14 protein-coding genes, 1 tRNA gene and 1 pseudogene are annotated in these 18205 nt (G+C 71.6%); 7 read left to right on the forward strand and 9 right to left on the reverse strand.

The genetic code is table 11. From position 1 onward, the window contains the following. Positions 1-191: pseudogene (locus GHC57_RS19625) on the forward strand (IS110-like element ISEc32 family transposase); the annotation flags it as partial. A gap of 32 nt (positions 192-223) precedes the next feature. On the opposite strand, the gene GHC57_RS16365 reads toward GHC57_RS19625, so the two are convergent. Next, positions 224-1288, reverse strand: coding sequence for a M42 family metallopeptidase (locus GHC57_RS16365; protein ID WP_153346207.1), 1065 nt, complete (start codon positions 1286-1288; stop codon positions 224-226). Between the two features lie 34 nt (positions 1289-1322). Further along, positions 1323-2816, reverse strand: a complete 1494-nt coding sequence (locus GHC57_RS16370; RefSeq protein WP_153346210.1) for a serine hydrolase domain-containing protein — start codon at positions 2814-2816, stop codon at positions 1323-1325. Between the two features lie 59 nt (positions 2817-2875). Between GHC57_RS16370 and GHC57_RS16375 the strand changes: the two genes are divergently transcribed. Next, positions 2876-3784: a hypothetical protein gene (locus tag GHC57_RS16375; protein ID WP_153346212.1), complete on the forward strand. Its 909-nt coding sequence runs from the start codon at positions 2876-2878 to the stop codon at positions 3782-3784. Positions 3785-4175: 391 nt separating this feature from the next. On the opposite strand, the gene GHC57_RS16380 is transcribed toward GHC57_RS16375, so the two are convergent. The 4 genes from GHC57_RS16380 to GHC57_RS16395 are packed head-to-tail and all read right to left on the reverse strand — an operon-like array spanning position 4176 to position 7987. Continuing rightward, positions 4176-4976, reverse strand: a complete 801-nt coding sequence (locus GHC57_RS16380; protein ID WP_153346214.1) for a sulfotransferase domain-containing protein — start codon at positions 4974-4976, stop codon at positions 4176-4178. Continuing rightward, entirely contained in the window at positions 4973-6022 is a 1050-nt protein-coding gene (locus GHC57_RS16385; RefSeq protein ID WP_153346216.1) for a hypothetical protein, read from the reverse strand. The genes GHC57_RS16380 and GHC57_RS16385 overlap by 4 nt, the downstream gene beginning before the upstream one ends. Next, positions 6019-6738, reverse strand: coding sequence for a 2OG-Fe(II) oxygenase (locus GHC57_RS16390; RefSeq protein WP_153346218.1), 720 nt, complete (start codon positions 6736-6738; stop codon positions 6019-6021). Before GHC57_RS16390 ends, GHC57_RS16385 begins: the two co-directional genes overlap by 4 nt. Before the next feature lie 4 nt (positions 6739-6742). Next, a complete protein-coding gene (locus GHC57_RS16395) occupies positions 6743-7987 on the reverse strand; it encodes a radical SAM protein (protein ID WP_153346220.1) in 1245 nt (414 codons plus the stop codon). Positions 7988-8572: 585 nt separating this feature from the next. On the opposite strand from GHC57_RS16395, the gene GHC57_RS16400 reads away from it, so the two are divergent. Next, positions 8573-9121, forward strand: coding sequence for a cytochrome b (locus GHC57_RS16400; RefSeq protein WP_153346221.1), 549 nt, complete (start codon positions 8573-8575; stop codon positions 9119-9121). A gap of 2 nt (positions 9122-9123) precedes the next feature. Here the strand turns inward: GHC57_RS16400 and GHC57_RS16405 are convergent, their stop codons facing one another. Both GHC57_RS16405 and GHC57_RS16410 read right to left on the reverse strand, forming a co-directional pair. Further along, complete coding sequence (locus GHC57_RS16405) at positions 9124-9291, reverse strand: hypothetical protein (RefSeq protein ID WP_153346224.1); 168 nt, start codon at positions 9289-9291, stop codon at positions 9124-9126. A gap of 48 nt (positions 9292-9339) precedes the next feature. After that, positions 9340-9816 (reverse strand): TetR/AcrR family transcriptional regulator, encoded by a 477-nt coding sequence (locus GHC57_RS16410; protein ID WP_153346226.1) that lies wholly within the window; start codon positions 9814-9816, stop codon positions 9340-9342. A gap of 107 nt (positions 9817-9923) precedes the next feature. Between GHC57_RS16410 and GHC57_RS16415 the strand changes: the two genes are divergently transcribed. From GHC57_RS16415 to GHC57_RS16425, 3 genes are all read left to right on the forward strand, one after another. Then, positions 9924-11162: an efflux RND transporter periplasmic adaptor subunit gene (locus GHC57_RS16415; RefSeq protein ID WP_153346228.1), complete on the forward strand. Its 1239-nt coding sequence runs from the start codon at positions 9924-9926 to the stop codon at positions 11160-11162. 15 nt (positions 11163-11177) lie between these two features. Continuing rightward, positions 11178-14342 (forward strand): efflux RND transporter permease subunit, encoded by a 3165-nt coding sequence (locus tag GHC57_RS16420; protein ID WP_153346230.1) that lies wholly within the window; start codon positions 11178-11180, stop codon positions 14340-14342. 63 nt (positions 14343-14405) lie between these two features. Further along, a complete protein-coding gene (locus GHC57_RS16425) occupies positions 14406-15323 on the forward strand; it encodes a metallophosphoesterase (RefSeq protein ID WP_170294927.1) in 918 nt (305 codons plus the stop codon). A 38-nt stretch (positions 15324-15361) separates the two neighbouring features. Here GHC57_RS16425 and GHC57_RS16430 read toward each other — a convergent pair. After that, positions 15362-15435: transfer RNA gene (locus tag GHC57_RS16430), tRNA-Gln, on the reverse strand. A 551-nt stretch (positions 15436-15986) separates the two neighbouring features. Between GHC57_RS16430 and bchE the strand changes: the two genes are divergently transcribed. Beyond that, complete coding sequence (gene bchE / locus GHC57_RS16435; RefSeq protein ID WP_153346234.1) at positions 15987-17792, forward strand: magnesium-protoporphyrin IX monomethyl ester anaerobic oxidative cyclase; 1806 nt, start codon at positions 15987-15989, stop codon at positions 17790-17792. Positions 17793-18205: the final 413 nt, after the last annotated feature.

Below are 18205 nucleotides of genomic sequence, written 5' to 3' on the forward strand. Positions count from 1 at the left end.
GCGCCTTGCGATCCAAGCTCTTCATGGCCGCGCTCTCCGCCGTGCGATACAACCCCGACCTCAAGGCCTTCTACGAACGGCTTATCGGAAACAAAAAGACACCAAAAGGCGCACTCCTCGCCGTTGCCAGAAAGCTCGTCACCATCGCAAACGCGGTCCTCCGGCCTCAGCCCGAACCCGCCACAAACTGAGTTGATGACACCCCTTGGCCGGACCATCGCCATCACACCGCCCCCAGAACCGCCCCCAGCAGCCGCCGATAGGCGTCCAGGTCGGTCTTGTGGGCCATCTCGTTCGCGGTGTGCATGTGGCGCACCGGGCCGCTCATGACCAGGGTCCGCACGCCCTCGCGCGAGCGCTGGATCATGGCGCCGTCCTGGCCGCCGCCGAGCATCAGGCTGCGCTGACAGGGAATGTCCCGGGTGCGGGCCAGCCTCTCGGCCTGGCGCACCAGGCCCATGTCGGCCAGGGTGGAGGAATCCGCCACCTGCAGCGCCACGCCCCGGCCCTGGGTGGTGATGTGCTGCTCCTCCGAAACACCCGGCACATCGGCGCAGACCGAGGTGTCGCAGCAGATGCCGATGTCGGCGGCGATGCCGAAGCTGACCGGCTCCACCCCGCGCGAGCCCAGTTCCTCCTGCGACGACCACACGGCCTGGATGGTCGCGTCATGGTGCTCCAGGCGGGACATGGCCTCGATCAGCGCCCAGCAGCCCACGCGGTTGTCCAGGCCCGGGCCGGCCACCGCCGCCCCCAGATCGCGGAACGGGGCGGCCAGCACCACCATGTCGCCGGGACGGATGGCCTCGCGCGCCGCCGGGCCGGGCAGGCCCGTGTCCACGTACAGGGCGGACAGTTTCGGCAGCGTGGACAGGCTCTCCTCGGGCGCGGTGTGCAGCGGCGGTCCCTCCAGCATCAGCAGGCCGGGCAGGTCCGCGCCCTGTTCCGTGCAGACCGTGACCCGCTGGGCCACCAGCGTGCGGGGATCAAATGCCCCCACGGGATGCAGCCGCAGCATGCCGGCGTCGGAGACATGGGCGACCAGGAACCCGATGGTGTCCATGTGGGCGGCGGCGAGCACCGTCTTGGCGTCCGATGCCGGGGTGCCGCGCGGGCGCGGGTGGCGCACCCCGATCAGCGAGCCCAGGGCATCCACGCGCAGGTCGTCCACCAGCCCGCGCCGCTCCACCTCGGCCCGGATCACGGCGCGGATGCGGTCCTCGCGGCCGGGCACGCCCGGGGTGGAGACCAGGGTCTCCAGCAGCGCGACGGACTCCGGCTCGATCATGATGGGACCTCCGTTTGCTCTTTGGTCACAGGCCCTACCGCGCGGTCATGCCGGCGCGCGGCAGATAGGCCCGGCCTTCCTCGGCCTCCGGCACCGTCACGCCCACGATCTGGCGCGCCTTCAGCACGGGGGCGCGCATGCTCAGGTCGTTGGCGAGCACCACGATCACCCAGCCGTCCGGCGCGCGGGTGATGTCCAGGTTGGCGCTCGCGCCGATCAGGCCGCCGCTGTGCCCGAACAGGGCGCGCTCGGGATGGATGGCGAAGCCGTAGCCGTAGTCGGGCGAGGCCAGTTCCGGCTTGGCGCGGGTCATGGCCTCGACCATCCCCGGCGAGACCAGTCGTCCGCCCCTCAAGGCCTCGGCGAACGCCCAGATGTCGCGCACGGTGGCATAGCCGCAGCCGTCCGGCGCGCCGCGCACGGCCCATTCGAACAGGGCGTTGGTCACCACCGGCCCGTCCGTGGTCCAGGTGGTGTGGTAACCCACGGCGATGCCCGGGTTGACGTGGTCCAGTTCGACGAAGCCGGCGCTTTCCATGCCCGCCGCGCGCAGCACGTGTTCGGTCACGTGTGAGTGATAATCGGTGCCGGTCACGGCCTCGATCACCTTGCCCAGCAGGATCATGCCGATGTTGGAATAGTGCCAGGCCGTGCCGGGCTCGAACGCCGGGCGGTCGTCCCGCGCCAGCGCCAGGAAGTCGTCCAGATCCCGGACACGGCCGCGCGGCGTGGCGTCGAAGGCGTCGTTGAAGTAGGTTCCCAGCCCCGACGTGTGGCTGAGCAGATGGCGGATGCGGATCCGCTCGGCCGACTCCCGGTCCGGATAGCAGAGGAACCGCGACAGCGGATCGTCCAGCGACAGGCGGCCCGCCTCGATCAACTGGCAGATCGCGACCGCCGTCCACGACTTGGTCAGCGAAGCCACGTTGAACCGGGTCCCCAGGGTGTTGGGCACCGAGAAGTCGCGGTTGGCGAGCCCGAACGCGCCCTCCGCCAGCACGCGGCCATGGCGGCCCACCAGCACGGCGCCGGAGAACAGGTCCGCATCCGCCAGCCGGGCCACGTGGTCGAGCACCGCCCGGGCGGCAGCCGCGTCCGAGGCCGGTGGGCCGGTCACGGGCAGCGGGGCGCGGCCCAGCAGCAGCGCGGCGACGCGGTGGGGCGGGTCGGGCTCCACCTCGACCGCGAGCCGCCAGTGCTCGTCGGACAGGCGCAGCCGCACCACGGCCTCGATGGTGGCGGGGGTGCGGGCGGTGATGGCGACCACCTCGAAGCCGCCGCGCGCGCGCCAGTCCATGACCGCGCCGATGCGCCGCCCGAGGGTGTCGCGGGCCAGATTCTCCGGCGTGTAGAGCCCCGGCAGGGCCTCTGCTATCGTCGCCGGCGTGGCCGTCTCCACCAGGGCCAGGATCTCGCCCAGGCGAGCCCCGGCCGGGCCGTCCGTGTCGGCGGTCGCCGTCGGGTCGCTCTTGGACCTCAGGGGCGGCGGCCGGACGGCGCGGGCCGGGCCGTCATGGGGATGGGTCATGGGGTCCCTCCATGGGTGCGGGGGATGGCGTCACGGGTCAGGGCAGCGGAGGTCCCGCCATGGACATGACACCGGCCGAGGCCGCGCGGGCGCGGCCCGATCACGTGGGCGTGGCGCGGACCCTTGCGGATCTGTACGCCCTGGACCGGGCGCGGCGGCCGGACCTGCTGGTGCTGGCCGGCGGGCTGGCGGGGCCGGGCGTGCCGGAGGCGCTGACGCGGCCGGACTGGCCGCTGCGGCTGGTCACCGGGCTGCGTCTGCCCGAGGCGCATCCCTGGCTGTTCGCGGGCGAGGCCGAGCGGGCGACGCCCGAGCAGCACCGCGCCCTGGGGCCGGGCGACCTGGAACGGCTGGCCCGCGCCGCCGGGCTGGACGGAGCGGCACGCGGCAACGTGCGCTGTACGTGGTGGATCCGGCGCTACGACGACGCGCCCGACAGCGCAGCCGGATCGCTGGCCTTCTTCCGCGACCTCCTGACGGCACAGGAGACGGGCGATCTGCCCGCCGCCCTGCTGGCGGCGCTGGTGGATCTGCTGGCCGCCGCCGAGGCCTGCGGGGCCGCCCTGTTCGTGGAGCAGGTGACGATCATCCTGGCCAAGGACCCGGGCGACGGCCTGACCACCCTGACCCCGCTGCTGCACGCCGACGAGTATTACGGCCCCCGTCAGACGGCCATTGCCTCGCTGACCGAGCCGGGGTGGAGCCGGCGCGGCGGGGCGCTGTTCCTGCCCACCCGCCGCATGTGTGACCTGGACGCCCTGGGGCCGCTGGACCTGGACGGCGTGGACCGGCGCCTGTCGGACGGGCCGATCGTCACCCCGGGCAGCGGCGACGTGATGATCTATGACGGCATGATCGGCCCGGACGGGGTGACGGACCGGGGGCGCGGCGTGCCCCACCTGTCCGCCGACCGCGCGGGGGACAGTGCGCGTTTGGTGGTGCTGATGCGCCACGTCCCGCCGGGGTGACGAGGGCGCCGGGATCGGCGGGTTGCGCCTGTGGCGGATTGGCCCGCATGCGCGGACCGAGGGGGGACGGTCTTCGAGCCATGCTGCCGGGCGGGAGTTGTACTCCCGCCCGGACCGTTCATCCGTGTCGCAAGGAACAACGGTCCGGGCGGGGCTGCAAGCCCCGCCCGGCTCACGCCCGTCTGTCCGTTCAACGCGTTGAGATGTGTGGACGTGAGGGCTTGGCAAGGGGAGGGGTGGGGAGGGGCAAGGGCTTGAGTCCGGACCGGGTTCGGGTGCCGCCCTTGCCCCCTCCCAACCTCCCCCCCGCCGGGGGGAGGAGTCCGGGCATCGTGACCCCGCGGCCCCCGATTTCCGGGGGGAACCAGGACGCTGACTCATCGGACCGTGCTCACCCATACCCCAGCCTTTCCTGAAACGCGCCGAACCGCCGCGCGATGTCGGCCTGGACCGAGTCCGGCAGGTCCTCGCGCCAGCCGCCGGGCCGGCCGCGGCGCAGGTGCCCGGCCGCCACCGCCTCGGCCACCGGACCGCCGGTCCGGCGCGCGGTGTCGGCCATGGCCTCGAACCGATGGGCGGCGACGGTGGCGGCGATCTCCGCATCGGGCACGGTGATCTTCCAGGCCGTCATGACCTTGCGCAGGGCGGCGGCCGGGTCGGCGCGGGTGTCCTCGTAGCGCAGCAGCGGGAAGCCGCGCGCGGTCGCCGCGTCCAGCCAGGTCTCGAACCGGCCTTCGGCGAAGCGCGCCCGGGTGCGCAGCAGGCCCAGCAGGTGCTCGAAATAGAACGCCTCGACGGTCGGGAAGCGCGCCGCCTCGAACCCGGCGCGGGCATCGGACCGCAGCGTCTCGTGGAACCACGAGACCACCACGTCCCGCAGGTCGCGCACCATCACCACGGCCCCGTGGACCTGGGGACGGTCCAGATCCTCGGCGAGGTCGGCGACATGGGAGAGAAGGACCCGCTCTCCCGCCGGTCGCCCCAGCAGGTGGGACAGCATGGCGACCATCCACACGGTGCCGGACTTGGGCAGGGTGTTGACGATGAACAGCCGGTCGGGCGGGATCGCCTCCACCGGCAGCACGGGGGCGGTGTAGCGGGCGTAGCACGGACCGTCCGCCGGGAATGGCGGCAGCGGCGCGGGCGCGGACGTGGCGGGCGCCAGGGCGAGGGGCGCGGCGGCGGGTGTCATGCCATGCCCTCCGGCCCACCCAGGGCCACGATCCCCCGCTCCAGCCGGTCGAGCAGACCCGGCCAGTGCGGCGCGCCGCAGAACCCCGGCGAGGTGGCCGCGACCCAGGCCGCGACCGGGCGGCGGGTGGCGGCCAGCGCGGCGAAGAGCGCATCCATCCGTCCGCGAACCGCGCGCGCCAGATCAGCGGTGCGCCGCAGCGGACGGGTGCCCGGGTTGCCGTTGAAGTCGTTGACGAAATAATCCAGGTCCACATGGACCGCCAGCACGCCCGGCGGCAGGTCGGCCAGCGCCCGGACCGGATCGGCCGTCTCCATCAGGGTGCCGGAGCCGGGCGGCGGGCCGTCCTCCAGCACGGCGAAGGCGTGGTCCGGCAACAGAGGATGGCGCACCGTGCCGGCCCTCAGCGGGCGGATGCGCCCCTCCACCGCCGCGTCCGCCGGGTGGGGCCGCAGGTGCCGGATGTGGACCACGCCCCGCCCCTGCCCCAGCGCGGTCAGCCAGTTGCCGATGGTCACGACGCCATGCGCGATGGCCTCGGCCCAGGACTCCCGAGAGGCCGCGTCGAATGGCGCGCCGGTGGCCGGGTTGACCAGGGCGCCGTCCGTCACCCGAGAGAGCAGCGTCGGCATGCGGTCGCCGTGGTCGTCCAGATGCAGCACCACCAGCGGCGCATCGTCGGCCAGCCCGGCCAGCACCGGGGCGAGCAGCCAGCCGCTCCAACTGTCCTCGAAGCACAGACCATAGCCCGGGCGGGTCTCGCGGAATGCCCCGACGGCGTCCGGGCCGTCCAGCCCCCAGGCGGCCAGCGCGGCCGGCAGCGCCGGGTCCACCGCGTGGTGCCGGGTGTCCTGCCCGCGCAGCCACAGCCGGCCCCCGTCCGGAGCGAGGTCGAACGCGGCGCTGCCCAGGATCGCCCGCAGGGCCGCGCGCAGGGGATCGCCCTGCCCGGCCATTGCGGCGGGGACGGCCCCCGGGTCCACGCGCAGCGGCCGCCCCGGCGGGGCCTCGGCCGCGCGGGCGACGGCGGACGCCGCGCCGCTCATGCCGCCGCCTCCCGGTAACAGCCGGTGATCGCCACCACCGACTCGCCGGCCTTCAATGGGGGCCGCGCGTGCCAGATGCGCGAGCCCCGCCCCAGAACCAGCGTGCCCGGTCGGGTGGGGATGCGCAGCCGCGCCCCCCGGGCCACCGACTCGCGGGTCTCGCCGTAGACGTTCAGCACCAGCCCGGTGTCGGGCGCGGCCGGGTCCGGGCTATCGGCGCGCAGGTAGAGGATGATGGTCACCGCGCAGTCCTCGGCCGGCGAGTCCTGGTGCGCGCCCAGATGGTCGGCGGGACCGTAGCGGGTCAGACAACTGATGTGCTCCGACAGCACGTAGTCGCCGCCGAACAGGCCGGTGAGCAGCCCCCGCACGCGGTCGTCGCGCAGGAAGGCCCCGGCCACCGGCCCGAGCCCGGTCATGTGGGCGCGGTAGGCCAGGTCCTCAGTCTGTTGGGCGGTCTGTTGGGCGGTCTGCTCGGCGAACACGGCGTCGGTCAGGCGGGCGTCGGCCTCGTCCTGAAGCGCCGCGAGCATGGCCGGCGCGATCGCCCCGGGCAGGGGCGCGAATCCATGCCGGGCCACGGACCGGGCGGCCCGGCCGCGCGTGGTGTCCGGATGGGCGGCCAGCGGTTCGCAGTCGGGCAGGCCCGCCCCCGGGGGCGGCGCGGTCGCCACCGCCGCGCCGGGCGCGGCCCCGTGGGCGTGGGCCCGGTCCATGAGCTTACGCCCCCGTGCCGGCCGCGCGCGGATCGGCGTCGGCCTCCTGCGCATCCAGATGAAGGGCCACGTCGTCCAGCAGCGCGTCCGTCAGCGCCTGCACGTGGATCACGCATTCCGGCGTCTCGGTGGCGTCGAAGCGGCCGTGGCGCACCACCTTGGTCAGTTCGAAGCCGCCGGTGCAGACGCCGAAATAGGCGCAGTCCGCCGCACAGGCGTCGCGGCTGGCGCGGAAGTCCCGCAGCATCCGGCGCAGCTTGAGGGAGCGCGCCATCTCGGCCAGCGGGGTTTCCATGATGTTGCCCAGGCTGAGCCCCTGGCCATCGCCGTACAGGTCGGCGTGGGTCTCGGGGGCGAGGCCGGCGTAGAACGTGGTCACCCGGCCCCCGGCGTCCACGCTGAGCGCCTTCAGGGGCGCGCTGCTCTCCTCGTGATGGCTGGCGGTCCGGCCGGGGGCGGCGTCCAGCAGGCGGGCGAGGCCGTGGCGGAAGTTCTGGATGACGAACCCGGGGTCGGCATCGGCATGCGCGGCGGACAGCGCCAGCAAGCGGCTGTAGAAGGCGTGGTAGCGCGCCCGATCGCCCTCGGTGAAGCGCAGGGCGGGATCCGTCCCGCTGGCGCCGTCGGCCAGGATGTTGAAGTGCAGGTCGGTGAGGGCAGCCCGGCGCTCGAAGAAGAACCGGAAGAAGCCGTCCGGGTCGTCCAGGGTGTGGCCGGTGACCACGGCGATGGCCTTGAAGGGCAGCCCGGCGGCCGCCAGCCGGTCCATGCCGCGCACCGTGGCGGCGTGGCTGGGTTTGCCCGCCCAGTTGGTGCGCCAGGCATCGTGCAGCGCGGCCGGTCCGTCGCAGCTCACCCCGATGTCCAGGTGATGGGCGTGGCGCTGGAAGAAGGCGATCCAGGCATCGTCGATCAGCACGCCGTTGGTCTGGATGCTGAAACGGATCGCCACACGCCCCGGAGCCACGCGGTCCCGAACCGCCAGGACCTCGGCGATGGCGTCATCGTAATAGGCCGGCGGCAGGGTCAGGGGCTCGCCGGAATGCCAGATGACGGTGAGGGTCTCGGCCACCCAGGGGCTGGCCAGCACCTCCGCGAAGACGCGCGAGACGACCGCGAGCGGCATGGTCCGTTTCTGTCGGCGGCTGTCCGGGCTGAGATCGCAGTAGCCGCAGTTCATGTTGCAGAACGGCGTGCCCTGCAACACGACCAGCTCAATGGGACGCAAGGACTCCGGTGCGCCGGTCATGACACGCGCCCCCCCTGTTCGCTGTCGCGGCCCCCCGACCGCAATCCCGTGGGTGCGGTGACGAAGAAAGGCGCGACCCGGCGGGGGACCGCGCCTTTCCGCGTCTTCACAACGGCTGGATCAACGCCGCATGGCGGGCCCCCAGCTCGTGTTGACGTCCGTGTCCGCCGCACGCATCGACTTGACGACGGCATGGGACTTCAAGGTCCCGGCCTTGTGCGCCGCCTGCATGTCAGAGATCTTCCGGGTGACGGTGGCCTTTTCATTGTGCATAACGCGCCCCTTCCCTGTTTGTGGTGCAATGACGACTGTGCCAACGGGTCGGGGGGGCTGTAAACCACGAATTTGTTACGTGCTTGCATCGGTGCGGGCGCATGACTCCGCGACCTGTGCGCGCCGAGCGCGTCGCGCCGTGTCACACCCTGTCACACTTTGTCGAACCCGGCGCCGGGGCGCGTCATCGGCCGGTGACAGGGCGGTGAGATCGTCGGCCTCGTGAACGGACCGAGTGGCCCCCGGGAACGGAGGGGGCACGGGCCGTTGGCGTTCCACACCCGACAGTCTTGCCAGAAAGGAGGGGCCCTCATGGCGCTCTTGAACACCCGCGACCGCTACGGCTGGGTCAGCATTCTCAACCACTGGACCATTGCCGCCCTGATTCTGGGGCTCACCGTCTTCGGCCTTGTGCTCGAAGAGATGCCGCGCGGCCCCGACAAGGGCGCGCTGATCGACATCCACAAGACGCTGGGCGTGCTGGCCCTGGCGCTCGCCCTCGCCCGCATCGGCTGGAGCGCCCTGCAGCCGCACCCGGCCGCCATGGCGGACGCCTCGCCCAAGGCCGTGCGCGCCCGGACCATCATGCATGGCCTGCTCATCGCCGCGACTCTGGCGCTGCCGATCTCGGGCATCCTGATGTCGCTGTACCACGACCACGCGGTCTCGCTGCTGGGCCTGGCGACGATTCCGGCGCAGGGGACCGTGGCCTGGATCGCAGAGCCGGCCGGAGTCGTCCACGCGCTGGGCGGCAAGCTGGTGCTGCTGCTGGTGGCCGGGCACGCCGTGGTGTCGCTCAAGCACCACCTGTGGGACCGGGACCCGACCCTGCGCCGCATGCTGGGCACGGCGGGCGGCTGAGATCATGCGTCCGGCGGGCCGCCGGGTCCGGTCGCGCCGTGCAGGAACAGGGCGATGGCCAGGTCCAGCCGCTGGTCGGTCTGCTCGGCGTCCGGCGCCTCCGCGTCCGGGTTGAGCAGGCGGTCGAGCGGATCCTGGTAGGCCATGTCCACCAGAATGGTGGCCGTCATGTCCACGTCGTCCAAGGCGATCTCGCCGGCGTCGGCGGCCCCGCGCCGTTAGTCGGCGACGATCTGCCGGGCCGCCAGGAACCCTTCGCGGCAGAAGGCCCGGGCGAGGTCGGGATGCCCCGGGGCCTCCGCGACCATGGCCCGCAGCACGGCAAGGCGGCGGTCGGACAGGCACTGGCGGGCCTCGTGCCAGAGCAGCAGGCGCAGACGCTCCGCCAGCGGCAGGGCCCGGGCGTGCGTCGGCAGCGGCCGCACGAACGACGTCCGCACCCGGCGCACCCAGGCCTGGAACAGCGCGTCCCGCCCCTCGTACGCGGTGTAGAGCGTGCGCTTGGACATGCCGGCGGCGCGCGCGATCCGGGACATGGTGGCCGCGCGCAGGCCGTCCTCCGCCACGACCTGTTCCAGGGCGTCGTGGATCCGGGCCTCGCGGGTCTCGGGGTCCAGGGGCGGCCGGCCGCGCCGGGCGGGCGACGGGCGGTCGTCGGGGCCGGCCGAACCGTCCGGGTCCTCATCGTTGGTCATCCGCGCCTGTCCCGATCTCGTGCTTGCATCGCGCCAACCTAGGGCGTATTTAGGAAACCATCAAGTTTCGAAATTCAGCGGCGCCGCCCGCGCCCCGGAGTCACCCCATGTCCATGTCCAGACGAGGACCGGCCGCGCTGGCGGTCATCCTGCTGTTTGCCGTTTCCGTTTCCGTTTTCGTTCTCGGGGCCGGCGCTGACACAGCCGCGGCCCAGGCGCCGCAGGGCGAGCGCCCGCCCCAGGCCGTCACCGTGGTCCCCATGGTCACGCAGGCCGTCACCCTGCTGTCCGAACTGCCGGGCCGGGTGGTCGCCTCGGGCGTGGCCGAGGTGCGCCCGCAGGTGGACGGCATCATCATCGAACGCCTGTATGACGAGGGCTCGGACGTCACCGTGGGCCAGCCGCTGTACCGCATCGACGACGCCACCTATCGGGCGCGTCTGGCCTCGGCCGAGGCCCAGGTGGCCCAGGCCCGCGCCGCACTGCGCGCGGCCGACCGCGACGCCAACCGTCAGGACCAACTCGTGCGCGAGAAGGTGGCCAGCGTGCGCACGCTCGACGAGGCCGTGGCCGCCCGCGACACCGCCGCCGCCGCCGTGCAGGTGGCGGAGGCCGACCTGCAGACCGCCCAGATCGACCTGGACCGCACCATCATCACCGCGCCGCTGAATGGCGTCATCGGCCGGTCGCTGACCACCCAGGGCGCCCTGGTGACCAGCGGGCAGGCCCAGCCCCTGGCCACCATCCGCACCATCGACCCGGTGCTGGTGGACGTTACCCAGTCAGCCGCCGAGATCCTGGCCTGGCGCCGGGGCCAGCATGCCGCCCCGCCGTCCGGGCAGGCCGACGCGGTGTCGCTGATCCTGGCCGACGGCGTGCGCTACGAGCACGACGGCTCGCTGAAGGCGGCGGAACCCTACGTCAACGAGCAGACCGGCGTGGTCACCCTGCGCCTGCAGTTCCAGAACCCGGATCGGCTGCTGCTGCCGGGAATGTACGTGCGCGTCCTGATGCCGCAGGGCGTGCTTGAGAACGTCGTCCTGACCCCGCAACGCGCCGTCACCTATGACCGGCGCGGCCGCCCCATCGCCCTGGTGGTGAACGCCGACAACGTGGTCGAGGAACGCACCCTGGACATCGTCGAGGCCCGGGGGTCGGACTGGATCGTGCGGGACGGCCTGAGCGACGGCGACCGGGTGATCGTCGCCGGCCTGCAGAAGGTGCGGCCGGGCGCCACCGTCACACCCCAGGCGGCCGACGCCCCGGCGTCCGGCTCCGACTCCGACTCCGCCGCCAACGCCAACGCCAACGCCGACGCCGACGCCACGTCCGCCCCCCGACCCTGACCGGGAGCCTTCCCCATGGCCCGCTTCTTCATCGATCGCCCGGTCTTCGCCTGGGTGATCGCCATTCTCATCATGGGCATCGGCTTGCTCTCGGTGCTGTCGCTGCCGGTCTCGCAGTATCCCGAGATCGCGCCTCCGTCGGTGAACATCGCCGCGCGCTACCCCGGGGCCTCGGCCGAGACCATCGAGAACACCGTCACCCAGGTCATTGAACAGCAGATGACCGGGCTGGACGGCCTGCGCTACATGTCGTCCACGTCCACGTCGTCGGGCTCGGCCTCGATCCAGCTCACCTTCGAGACCGGGACGGACCCCGACATCGCCCAGGTGCAGGTGCAGAACAAGGTCTCGCAGGCGCAGTCCCTGCTGCCCGACGTGGTGCAGCGCCAGGGCGTCACGGTGCGCAAGTCGGCCGCCAGCTTCCTGATGGTGGTCTCGCTGATCGCCGAGGGCGAGGATGCCGCCGACCTGGATCAGGTGGACCTGTCGGACTACCTCGCGTCCTATGTGGTGGACGAGATCAGCCGCATCGAGGGCGTGGGCGAGGTGCAGGTCTTCGGCTCGTCCTATGCCATGCGGATCTGGCTGGACCCGGCCAAGCTGGCCGCCTTCGAGCTGGCGCCGACCGACGTGATCGCCGCCGTCTCGGCCCAGAACGCCCAGATCTCCGCCGGCCAGTTCGGCGCCCTGCCCGCCGCCGACGGCCAGCAACTGAACGCCACCATCACCGCGCAGTCCCTGCTGCGCACCCCGACCGACTTCGAGCAGATCGTCATCCGCGCCGAAACCGACGGCGGGCTGGTGCTGCTGCGCGACGTGGCCCGGGTCGAGGTGGGCGCCGAGCGCTACGAGACCTTCGGCCGCTACAACGGCAAGCCGACCGGCGCCATGGCCCTGCGGCTGGCCAGCGGGGCGAACGCCCTGGACACGGCCGAGCGGGTCAAGGCCCGCATGGAAGAGCTGTCCCAGTTCTTCCCCGAGGGCGTCACCTACGTCTTCCCCTATGACACCACGCCGTTCGTCAAGATCTCCATCGAAGAGGTGGTCAAGACCCTGTTCGAGGCCATCGCCCTGGTGTTCGTGGTCATGCTGCTGTTCCTGGGCAACATCCGGGCCACGCTGATCCCCACCCTGGCCGTGCCGGTGGTGCTGCTGGGCACCTTCGGCGTGCTGGCGATGGCGGGGTACTCCATCAACACGCTGACCATGCTGGCCATGGTGCTGGCCATCGGCCTGCTGGTGGACGACGCCATCGTGGTGGTGGAGAACGTCGAACGCATCATGGAGGAAGAGGGCCTGAGCCCGCGCGAGGCCACGCGAAAGTCGATGGGGCAGATCTCGGGCGCGCTGGTGGGCATCGCCCTGGTGCTGTCGGCGGTGTTCGTGCCGATGGCGTTCTTCGGCGGCTCGACGGGGGTGATCTACCGCCAGTTCTCCGTCGCCATCGTGTCGGCCATGATCCTGTCGGTCGTGGTGGCGTTGACGCTGTCGCCCGCCCTGTGCGCCACCCTACTCAAGGCCCGCGACACACATCCGAAACGCGGCCCGCTGGCGTGGTTCAACAGCGGCTTCACCCGCCTGACGCGGGGCTATACCTGGGGCGTGTCCGGCGTCGTCCGCCGGCCGCTGCGCCTGAGTCTGATCTATGCGGCGCTGGTCGGCGGCATGGTCTGGCTGTTCGTGCAGACCCCCACCGGCTTCCTGCCGGACGAGGACCAGGGCATTTTGTTCGTGCTGGTGCAGGGTCCGCCGGGCGCGACCGCCGACCGCACGCGCGACGTGCTGGAACAGGTCGAGCACCACTTCCTCACCAACGAGACCGAGACCGTGGACTCGCTCATCACCGTCGTGGGCTTCAGCTTCGGCGGCCAGGGCCAGAACATGGGCATCGGCTTCGTCCGCCTGAAGGACTGGGACGAGCGCCAGGCCCCCGGCCAGGGCGTGCAGGCCGTGGCCGGCCGCGCCTTCGGGGCGTTCAGCCAGATCCAGGACGCCATGGTGTTCCCCATCGTGCCGCCGGCGGTGATCGAGCTGGGCAACGTCTCGGGCTTCGACGCCTACCTTCAGGCCCGCGCCGGCCAGACCCACGAGGACCTGCTCGCGGCCCGCAACCAGCTCATGGGCATGGCCGCGCAGAGCCCCCTGATCGCCTCCATCCGCCCCAGCGGGCTGGAGGACGCGCCCCAGTTCAACCTGGACATCGACTGGCGCAAGGCCGGGGCCATGGGACTGACGGCGGCGGACGTGGCCGACCTGCTCTCGGTCGCCTGGGCCGGCCGCTACGTCAACGACTTCCTGGACCGGGGCCGCATCAAGAAGGTCTATGTCCAGGGCGAGCCCGATGCGCGCGGCACGCCGCAGGACATCGAGCAGTGGCGGGTGCGCAACGCAAGCGGCGGGCTGGTGCCGTTCTCCAACTTCGCCGAGGGCCGCTGGGCGTTCGGCCCGCAGGGTCTGTACCGCTACAACGGCGTGCCCGCCATGCAGGTGCAGGGAGCGCCCGCGCCCGGCGTGACCACCGGCGAGGCCATGGCGGAAATGGAGCGGCTGGCCGCCCGATTGCCGGGCGGGTTCGATCTGGCCTGGACCGGCCTGTCGCTGGAGGAGCGCCAGACCGGCGGTCAGGCGCCCCTGCTGTACGCCCTGTCGCTGGCGGCGGTGTTCCTGTCGCTGGCGGCGCTCTACGAGAGTTGGGCCATCCCGGCGGCGGTCATGCTGGCCATGCCGCTGGGCGTGCTGGGGGCGCTGACCGCCGCCCGCATCGGCGGCTTCGCGGACGACGTGTTCTTCCAGGTGGGACTGCTGACGACCATCGGCCTGACCGGCAAGAACGCCATCCTGATCGTCGAGTTCGCCCGCGCCCGCCAGGACGCCGGGGAACCGCTGCTGAAGGCCGTGGTCGAGGCCGCGCGCCAGCGCTTCCGGCCCATCGTCATGACCTCCATGGCGTTCGGGCTGGGCGTCACCCCGCTGGTGCTGAGCAGTGGGGCGGGCGCGGCCGGGCGCAACGCCATCGGCACCGGCGTGCTGGGCGGGACCATCGCGGCGACCATCCTGGGCGTGCTGCTGGTGCCGCTGTTCTTCGTGGTGATCCGGCGGCTCACCCGGCACAAGGACCCGGCGCCGGCCGAGACGGAGGCGGAGACGGCGCCCGAACCGGCCCCCGCGTCCGGGTCCTGATCCCGGCGGGCGGGGACGGGCAGGCCGGTCCGCCCCCTCGATATGGCCGAAAGAGACCAACCGATGACCGCCCCCCGCCTCGCCATCCTGTCCGACCTGCACCTGGAGTTCGACCGGGCCGAACCGGGCGCCCGCCGCCTGCTGAAGGGACGCCGCCGGCTCGATCCGACCCCGGTGGACGACGACGGCCACCCGCTCTACGGGCCGCGCCTGGACGCCCTGCGGGACGCGGACCTGATCCTCGCCGTCGGCGACATCGACGTGAGGACCTGGCCGGTCCCCTGGCTGGAGGCCGCCGGCCGCTATGCGGGCTGCCCCGTCGTGTTCGTGCCGGGGAACCATGAGTTCTATGGTCGGCCGGTCGAGAATGCCCTGGAGGACCTGCGCGCCGGGTGCGCGGCGACGGACGGCCGCGTCACGCTGCTGGACGACGCGCGCCTGGACCTGGAGATCGGCGGACGGCGCGTGGCCGTGCTCGGCTGCACGCTGTGGACCGACCATCACCTGTTCGGGGCGGATCGTGTCCGGGCGGTCCGGGCTCGCTGCGATGCCGGCATGACCGATCACCGGGTCATGCGCCGCGCCAGGGGCCGCATGCGCTGGACCCCGGAGGCGGTGGCGCTCACGCACGCGCGCAGCCGCGCCTGGCTCGCCGAGGCGCTGCCCGCCGCGCGCCGGGAGGCGGATACGGTCGTGGTGGCCACGCACCATGCGCCCAGCCTGCGCTCGGTGCCGGAGTGGCATCGGCGCGACCTGCTGTCGGCCGCCTACGCCAGCGATCTGGAGGCCCTGATGGCGGGACCGGATGCCCCGGACCTCTGGGCGCACGGGCACATCCATTGGCCCGTGGACTACACCTGCGGCCGCACCCGCGTGGCCTCGGCCCCGCGCGGATACCTGGGCGAGCCGGGCGAGGCGACCTGGCGGCCGCACCTGATCGACCTGCCACCCGCCGCGCACACCGACCCGCCGCCGGACTGACCGACCGGACAGGATGGGAGGGGCACTGAAAGGGAAAGTGGCTGGGGGACCAGGATTCGAACCTGGACTGACGGAGTCAGAGTCCGCTGTTCTACCGTTAAACTATCCCCCAGCAGGGGAGGCGGCGGGATGGGTGGGAGAGTCGATGCGACTCCTGAGTCGCACGAAACCCACACGGTCCGCCGATCGGGATGCGCCTCGCGGGTGCATCCGTAACGGGGCGCGGTATGTAGCACGGGCGATCCGGAATGGGAAGGGGGTTGCGGCTCGATCCTCCGCTTTTTTTTCGCGGCCGGCCTCCCATCCGCCCCCAATCCCGCGCGCCGGTCCGAGAGCGGCGCGCGGCCACCGGCGATCCATGCGTTGCCTGTCAGACTTTCTTGACACACGCCGGAGAGTGTGGTTGACACCTCCGGTGACCCTGTCGATAATGTGCAGATAGGAATTATACAATCTCAAGGGCTTACACCCCAGGCGCCGGCTCCGGACGGGCCGCCCCTGGGTCTTCGGGGTCCCGCGCGCGCGGGTGACCGGGGCGCCGAGCCGCACCCCACAGTGACGACCGGAGCCTGGCGGCCTCTGGCCGATCCGGAGTGCGGACGCGAAGGTGGGCTCGCGGTGTTCTGCCGCCATTCCTGATCCGGTACATGGAGGAGGCCGCTCATGCGGATCGTTCTGGTCCAGCCCAATTATCACTCCGGAGGCGCCGAGGTTGCCGGGACATGGTCCCCGGCCTGGGTCGCCTATCTGGCGGGGTACCTGAAGGCCAAGGGCGGCTATACCGACATCCGGTTCATCGATGCGATGACCGACGACATGACCGACGACCAGTTGCGCGAGAAGCTGGCCGCCGAGCGCCCCGACATCGTCGGCACCACCGCCAACACCCCGGCCATCTACAAGGCCGAGCGGGTGCTGCAGATCGCCCGCGAGCTGTTCCCCAACGTGGTCACCGTGCTGGGCGGCATCCACGGCACGTTCATGTACCAGCAGGTGCTGCGCGAGGCCCCCTGGATCGACGCCGTCGTGCGCGGCGAGGGCGAGGTGGTGTTCACCAGCCTGGTGCGCGCCGTGGACGAGGGCCAGTGGCCCGACGCGCGCGGCCAGGTCAAGGGCATCGCCTATGCCGAGGGCGACAAGGTCATCGCCACCCAGGCCGAGGCCCCCATCCGGGACACCGACGACATCGTCGCCGACTGGGGCGTGCTGGACTGGAAGAAGTACATCTACATCCCGACCGGCACCCGGGTCGCCACCCCGAACATGGCGCGCGGCTGCCCGTTCACCTGCTCGTTCTGTTCCCAGTGGAAGTTCTGGCGCGATTACCGCGTGCGCGACCCGAAGAAGGTCGTGGACGAGATCGAGACCCTGGTGAAGGACTACAAGGTCGGCTTCTTCATCCTCGCCGACGAGGAACCGACCATCAACAAGAAGGCCTTCATCGCCTTCTGCGAGGAGTTGAAGGCCCGCAAGCTGGACGTCATGTGGGGCATCAACACCCGCGTGACCGACGTGCTGCGCGACGAGGACCTGCTGCCGTTCTACCGCTCCGCCGGCCTGGTGCACATCTCGCTGGGCACCGAGGCGGCCGCGCAGCTCAACCTCGATCTGTTCCACAAGGAAACCACGGTCGCCGACAACAAGCGCGCCATCGACCTGCTGCGCAAGAACGGCATCGTGACCGAGGCCCAGTTCATCGTCGGGCTGGAGAACGAGACGCGCGAGACCATCGAAGAGACCTTCGAGCTGTGCATGGACTGGAACCCGGACATGGCCAACTGGTCCATGTTCACGCCCTGGCCGTTCTCGGACCTGTACCGGGAGATGGGCGACAAGGTCGAGGTCCACGACTTCTCGCAGTACAACTTCGTCACCCCGATCATGAAGCCCCAGGCCATGGAGCGCGGCGAGCTGCTCGACGCGGTCATGTCGTGCTACCGGCGCTTCTACTCCAAGAAGGCGCTGTTCCACTATCCGTGGGTGCCGGGCGACAAGGTGCGCCGCAAGTACCTGCAGGGCTGCCTGAAGGCCTACATGCTCAGCGCCTTCAAGCGCCAGTTCTACAACCTGGGCAAGGTCGGCTACTGGGGCCCGCACACCATCAAGAAGGTGAAGTTCGCCTTCGACCGCTCGCGCAAGTTGGAGGCGACGCCGGACTTCGCCGAAACGGCCGAGTGGAAGGCGGCATCCAAGCGCAAGCAGGAGGAGATCGACGCCGGCATCCGCGCCTACAAGGAGGCGGGCAGCCCGCTCGACGGCTCGCAGAACCAGGCCGCCGGGGAGGCCCAGAAGGTCATGGCCTGCGGCGGCGGCGGCGAGCAGATGAGCGAGCACGCCATGCTCTCGGCCATGGGCGGCTGCGGCAGCGGCACCGATCAGCAGCTCTCCGAGCACGAGATGTCGCGGGCTATGAAGCCCTGCGCCAAGGGCGAGGAACCGGAACTGGAGGAGGTCGGCGCCAAACGCTGATCCGACCGCGCAACACTGAAGCGGTCATCCTGAAGGCCCGCAAGGGCCTGAAGGATCTCGAACGGCGGTATTGACCCTCCCGAGATCCTTCAGCCGCTGTGCGGCTTCAGGAAGACGCGCCGCCGGGACTGACCGCCCCGTCGTTGCCCAACGGCGGGGCGGTTGCCGTTCGGGGCCCAGGCCCGTGGGGGGGCGCGAAGGGTTCCGAATCCAGATGACAGGGGTGTCATGGGTCGTGCCCCATCACCAGATCCTTCGCGCGATTCGGGCGCTCAGGATTGTCTGTTTGATTTGTGGCATTGTGGAGATGCCGGGTTGCGGGGCCCCGGGTGGCCACCCGGGGCCCCGCACCGGATCGTGTGATCGTCTCAGGATGGGGTCTTTGCCCGTTGTCATCGTGATCCGCGATCCGG

The sequence above is a fragment of the Roseospira navarrensis genome, assembly GCF_009601025.1.
GTDB lineage: Bacteria > Pseudomonadota > Alphaproteobacteria > Rhodospirillales > Rhodospirillaceae > Rhodospira > Rhodospira navarrensis.

Excerpts from the sequence above, each read along its gene's own strand:
- GHC57_RS16365 (WP_153346207.1), bottom strand. The coding sequence starts at position 1,288 with ATGATCGAGCCGGAGTCCGTCGCGCTGCTGGAGACCCTGGTCTCCACC.
- GHC57_RS16370 (WP_153346210.1), bottom strand. The coding sequence starts at position 2,816 with ATGACCCATCCCCATGACGGCCCGGCCCGCGCCGTCCGGCCGCCGCCC.
- GHC57_RS16375 (WP_153346212.1), top strand. The coding sequence starts at position 2,876 with ATGGACATGACACCGGCCGAGGCCGCGCGGGCGCGGCCCGATCACGTG.
- GHC57_RS16380 (WP_153346214.1), bottom strand. The coding sequence starts at position 4,976 with ATGACACCCGCCGCCGCGCCCCTCGCCCTGGCGCCCGCCACGTCCGCG.
- GHC57_RS16385 (WP_153346216.1), bottom strand. The coding sequence starts at position 6,022 with ATGAGCGGCGCGGCGTCCGCCGTCGCCCGCGCGGCCGAGGCCCCGCCG.
- GHC57_RS16390 (WP_153346218.1), bottom strand. The coding sequence starts at position 6,738 with ATGGACCGGGCCCACGCCCACGGGGCCGCGCCCGGCGCGGCGGTGGCG.
- GHC57_RS16395 (WP_153346220.1), bottom strand. The coding sequence starts at position 7,987 with ATGACCGGCGCACCGGAGTCCTTGCGTCCCATTGAGCTGGTCGTGTTG.
- GHC57_RS16400 (WP_153346221.1), top strand. The coding sequence starts at position 8,573 with ATGGCGCTCTTGAACACCCGCGACCGCTACGGCTGGGTCAGCATTCTC.
- GHC57_RS16405 (WP_153346224.1), bottom strand. The coding sequence starts at position 9,291 with ATGACGGCCACCATTCTGGTGGACATGGCCTACCAGGATCCGCTCGAC.
- GHC57_RS16410 (WP_153346226.1), bottom strand. The coding sequence starts at position 9,816 with ATGACCAACGATGAGGACCCGGACGGTTCGGCCGGCCCCGACGACCGC.
- GHC57_RS16415 (WP_153346228.1), top strand. The coding sequence starts at position 9,924 with ATGTCCATGTCCAGACGAGGACCGGCCGCGCTGGCGGTCATCCTGCTG.
- GHC57_RS16420 (WP_153346230.1), top strand. The coding sequence starts at position 11,178 with ATGGCCCGCTTCTTCATCGATCGCCCGGTCTTCGCCTGGGTGATCGCC.
- GHC57_RS16425 (WP_170294927.1), top strand. The coding sequence starts at position 14,406 with ATGACCGCCCCCCGCCTCGCCATCCTGTCCGACCTGCACCTGGAGTTC.
- bchE (WP_153346234.1), top strand. The coding sequence starts at position 15,987 with ATGCGGATCGTTCTGGTCCAGCCCAATTATCACTCCGGAGGCGCCGAG.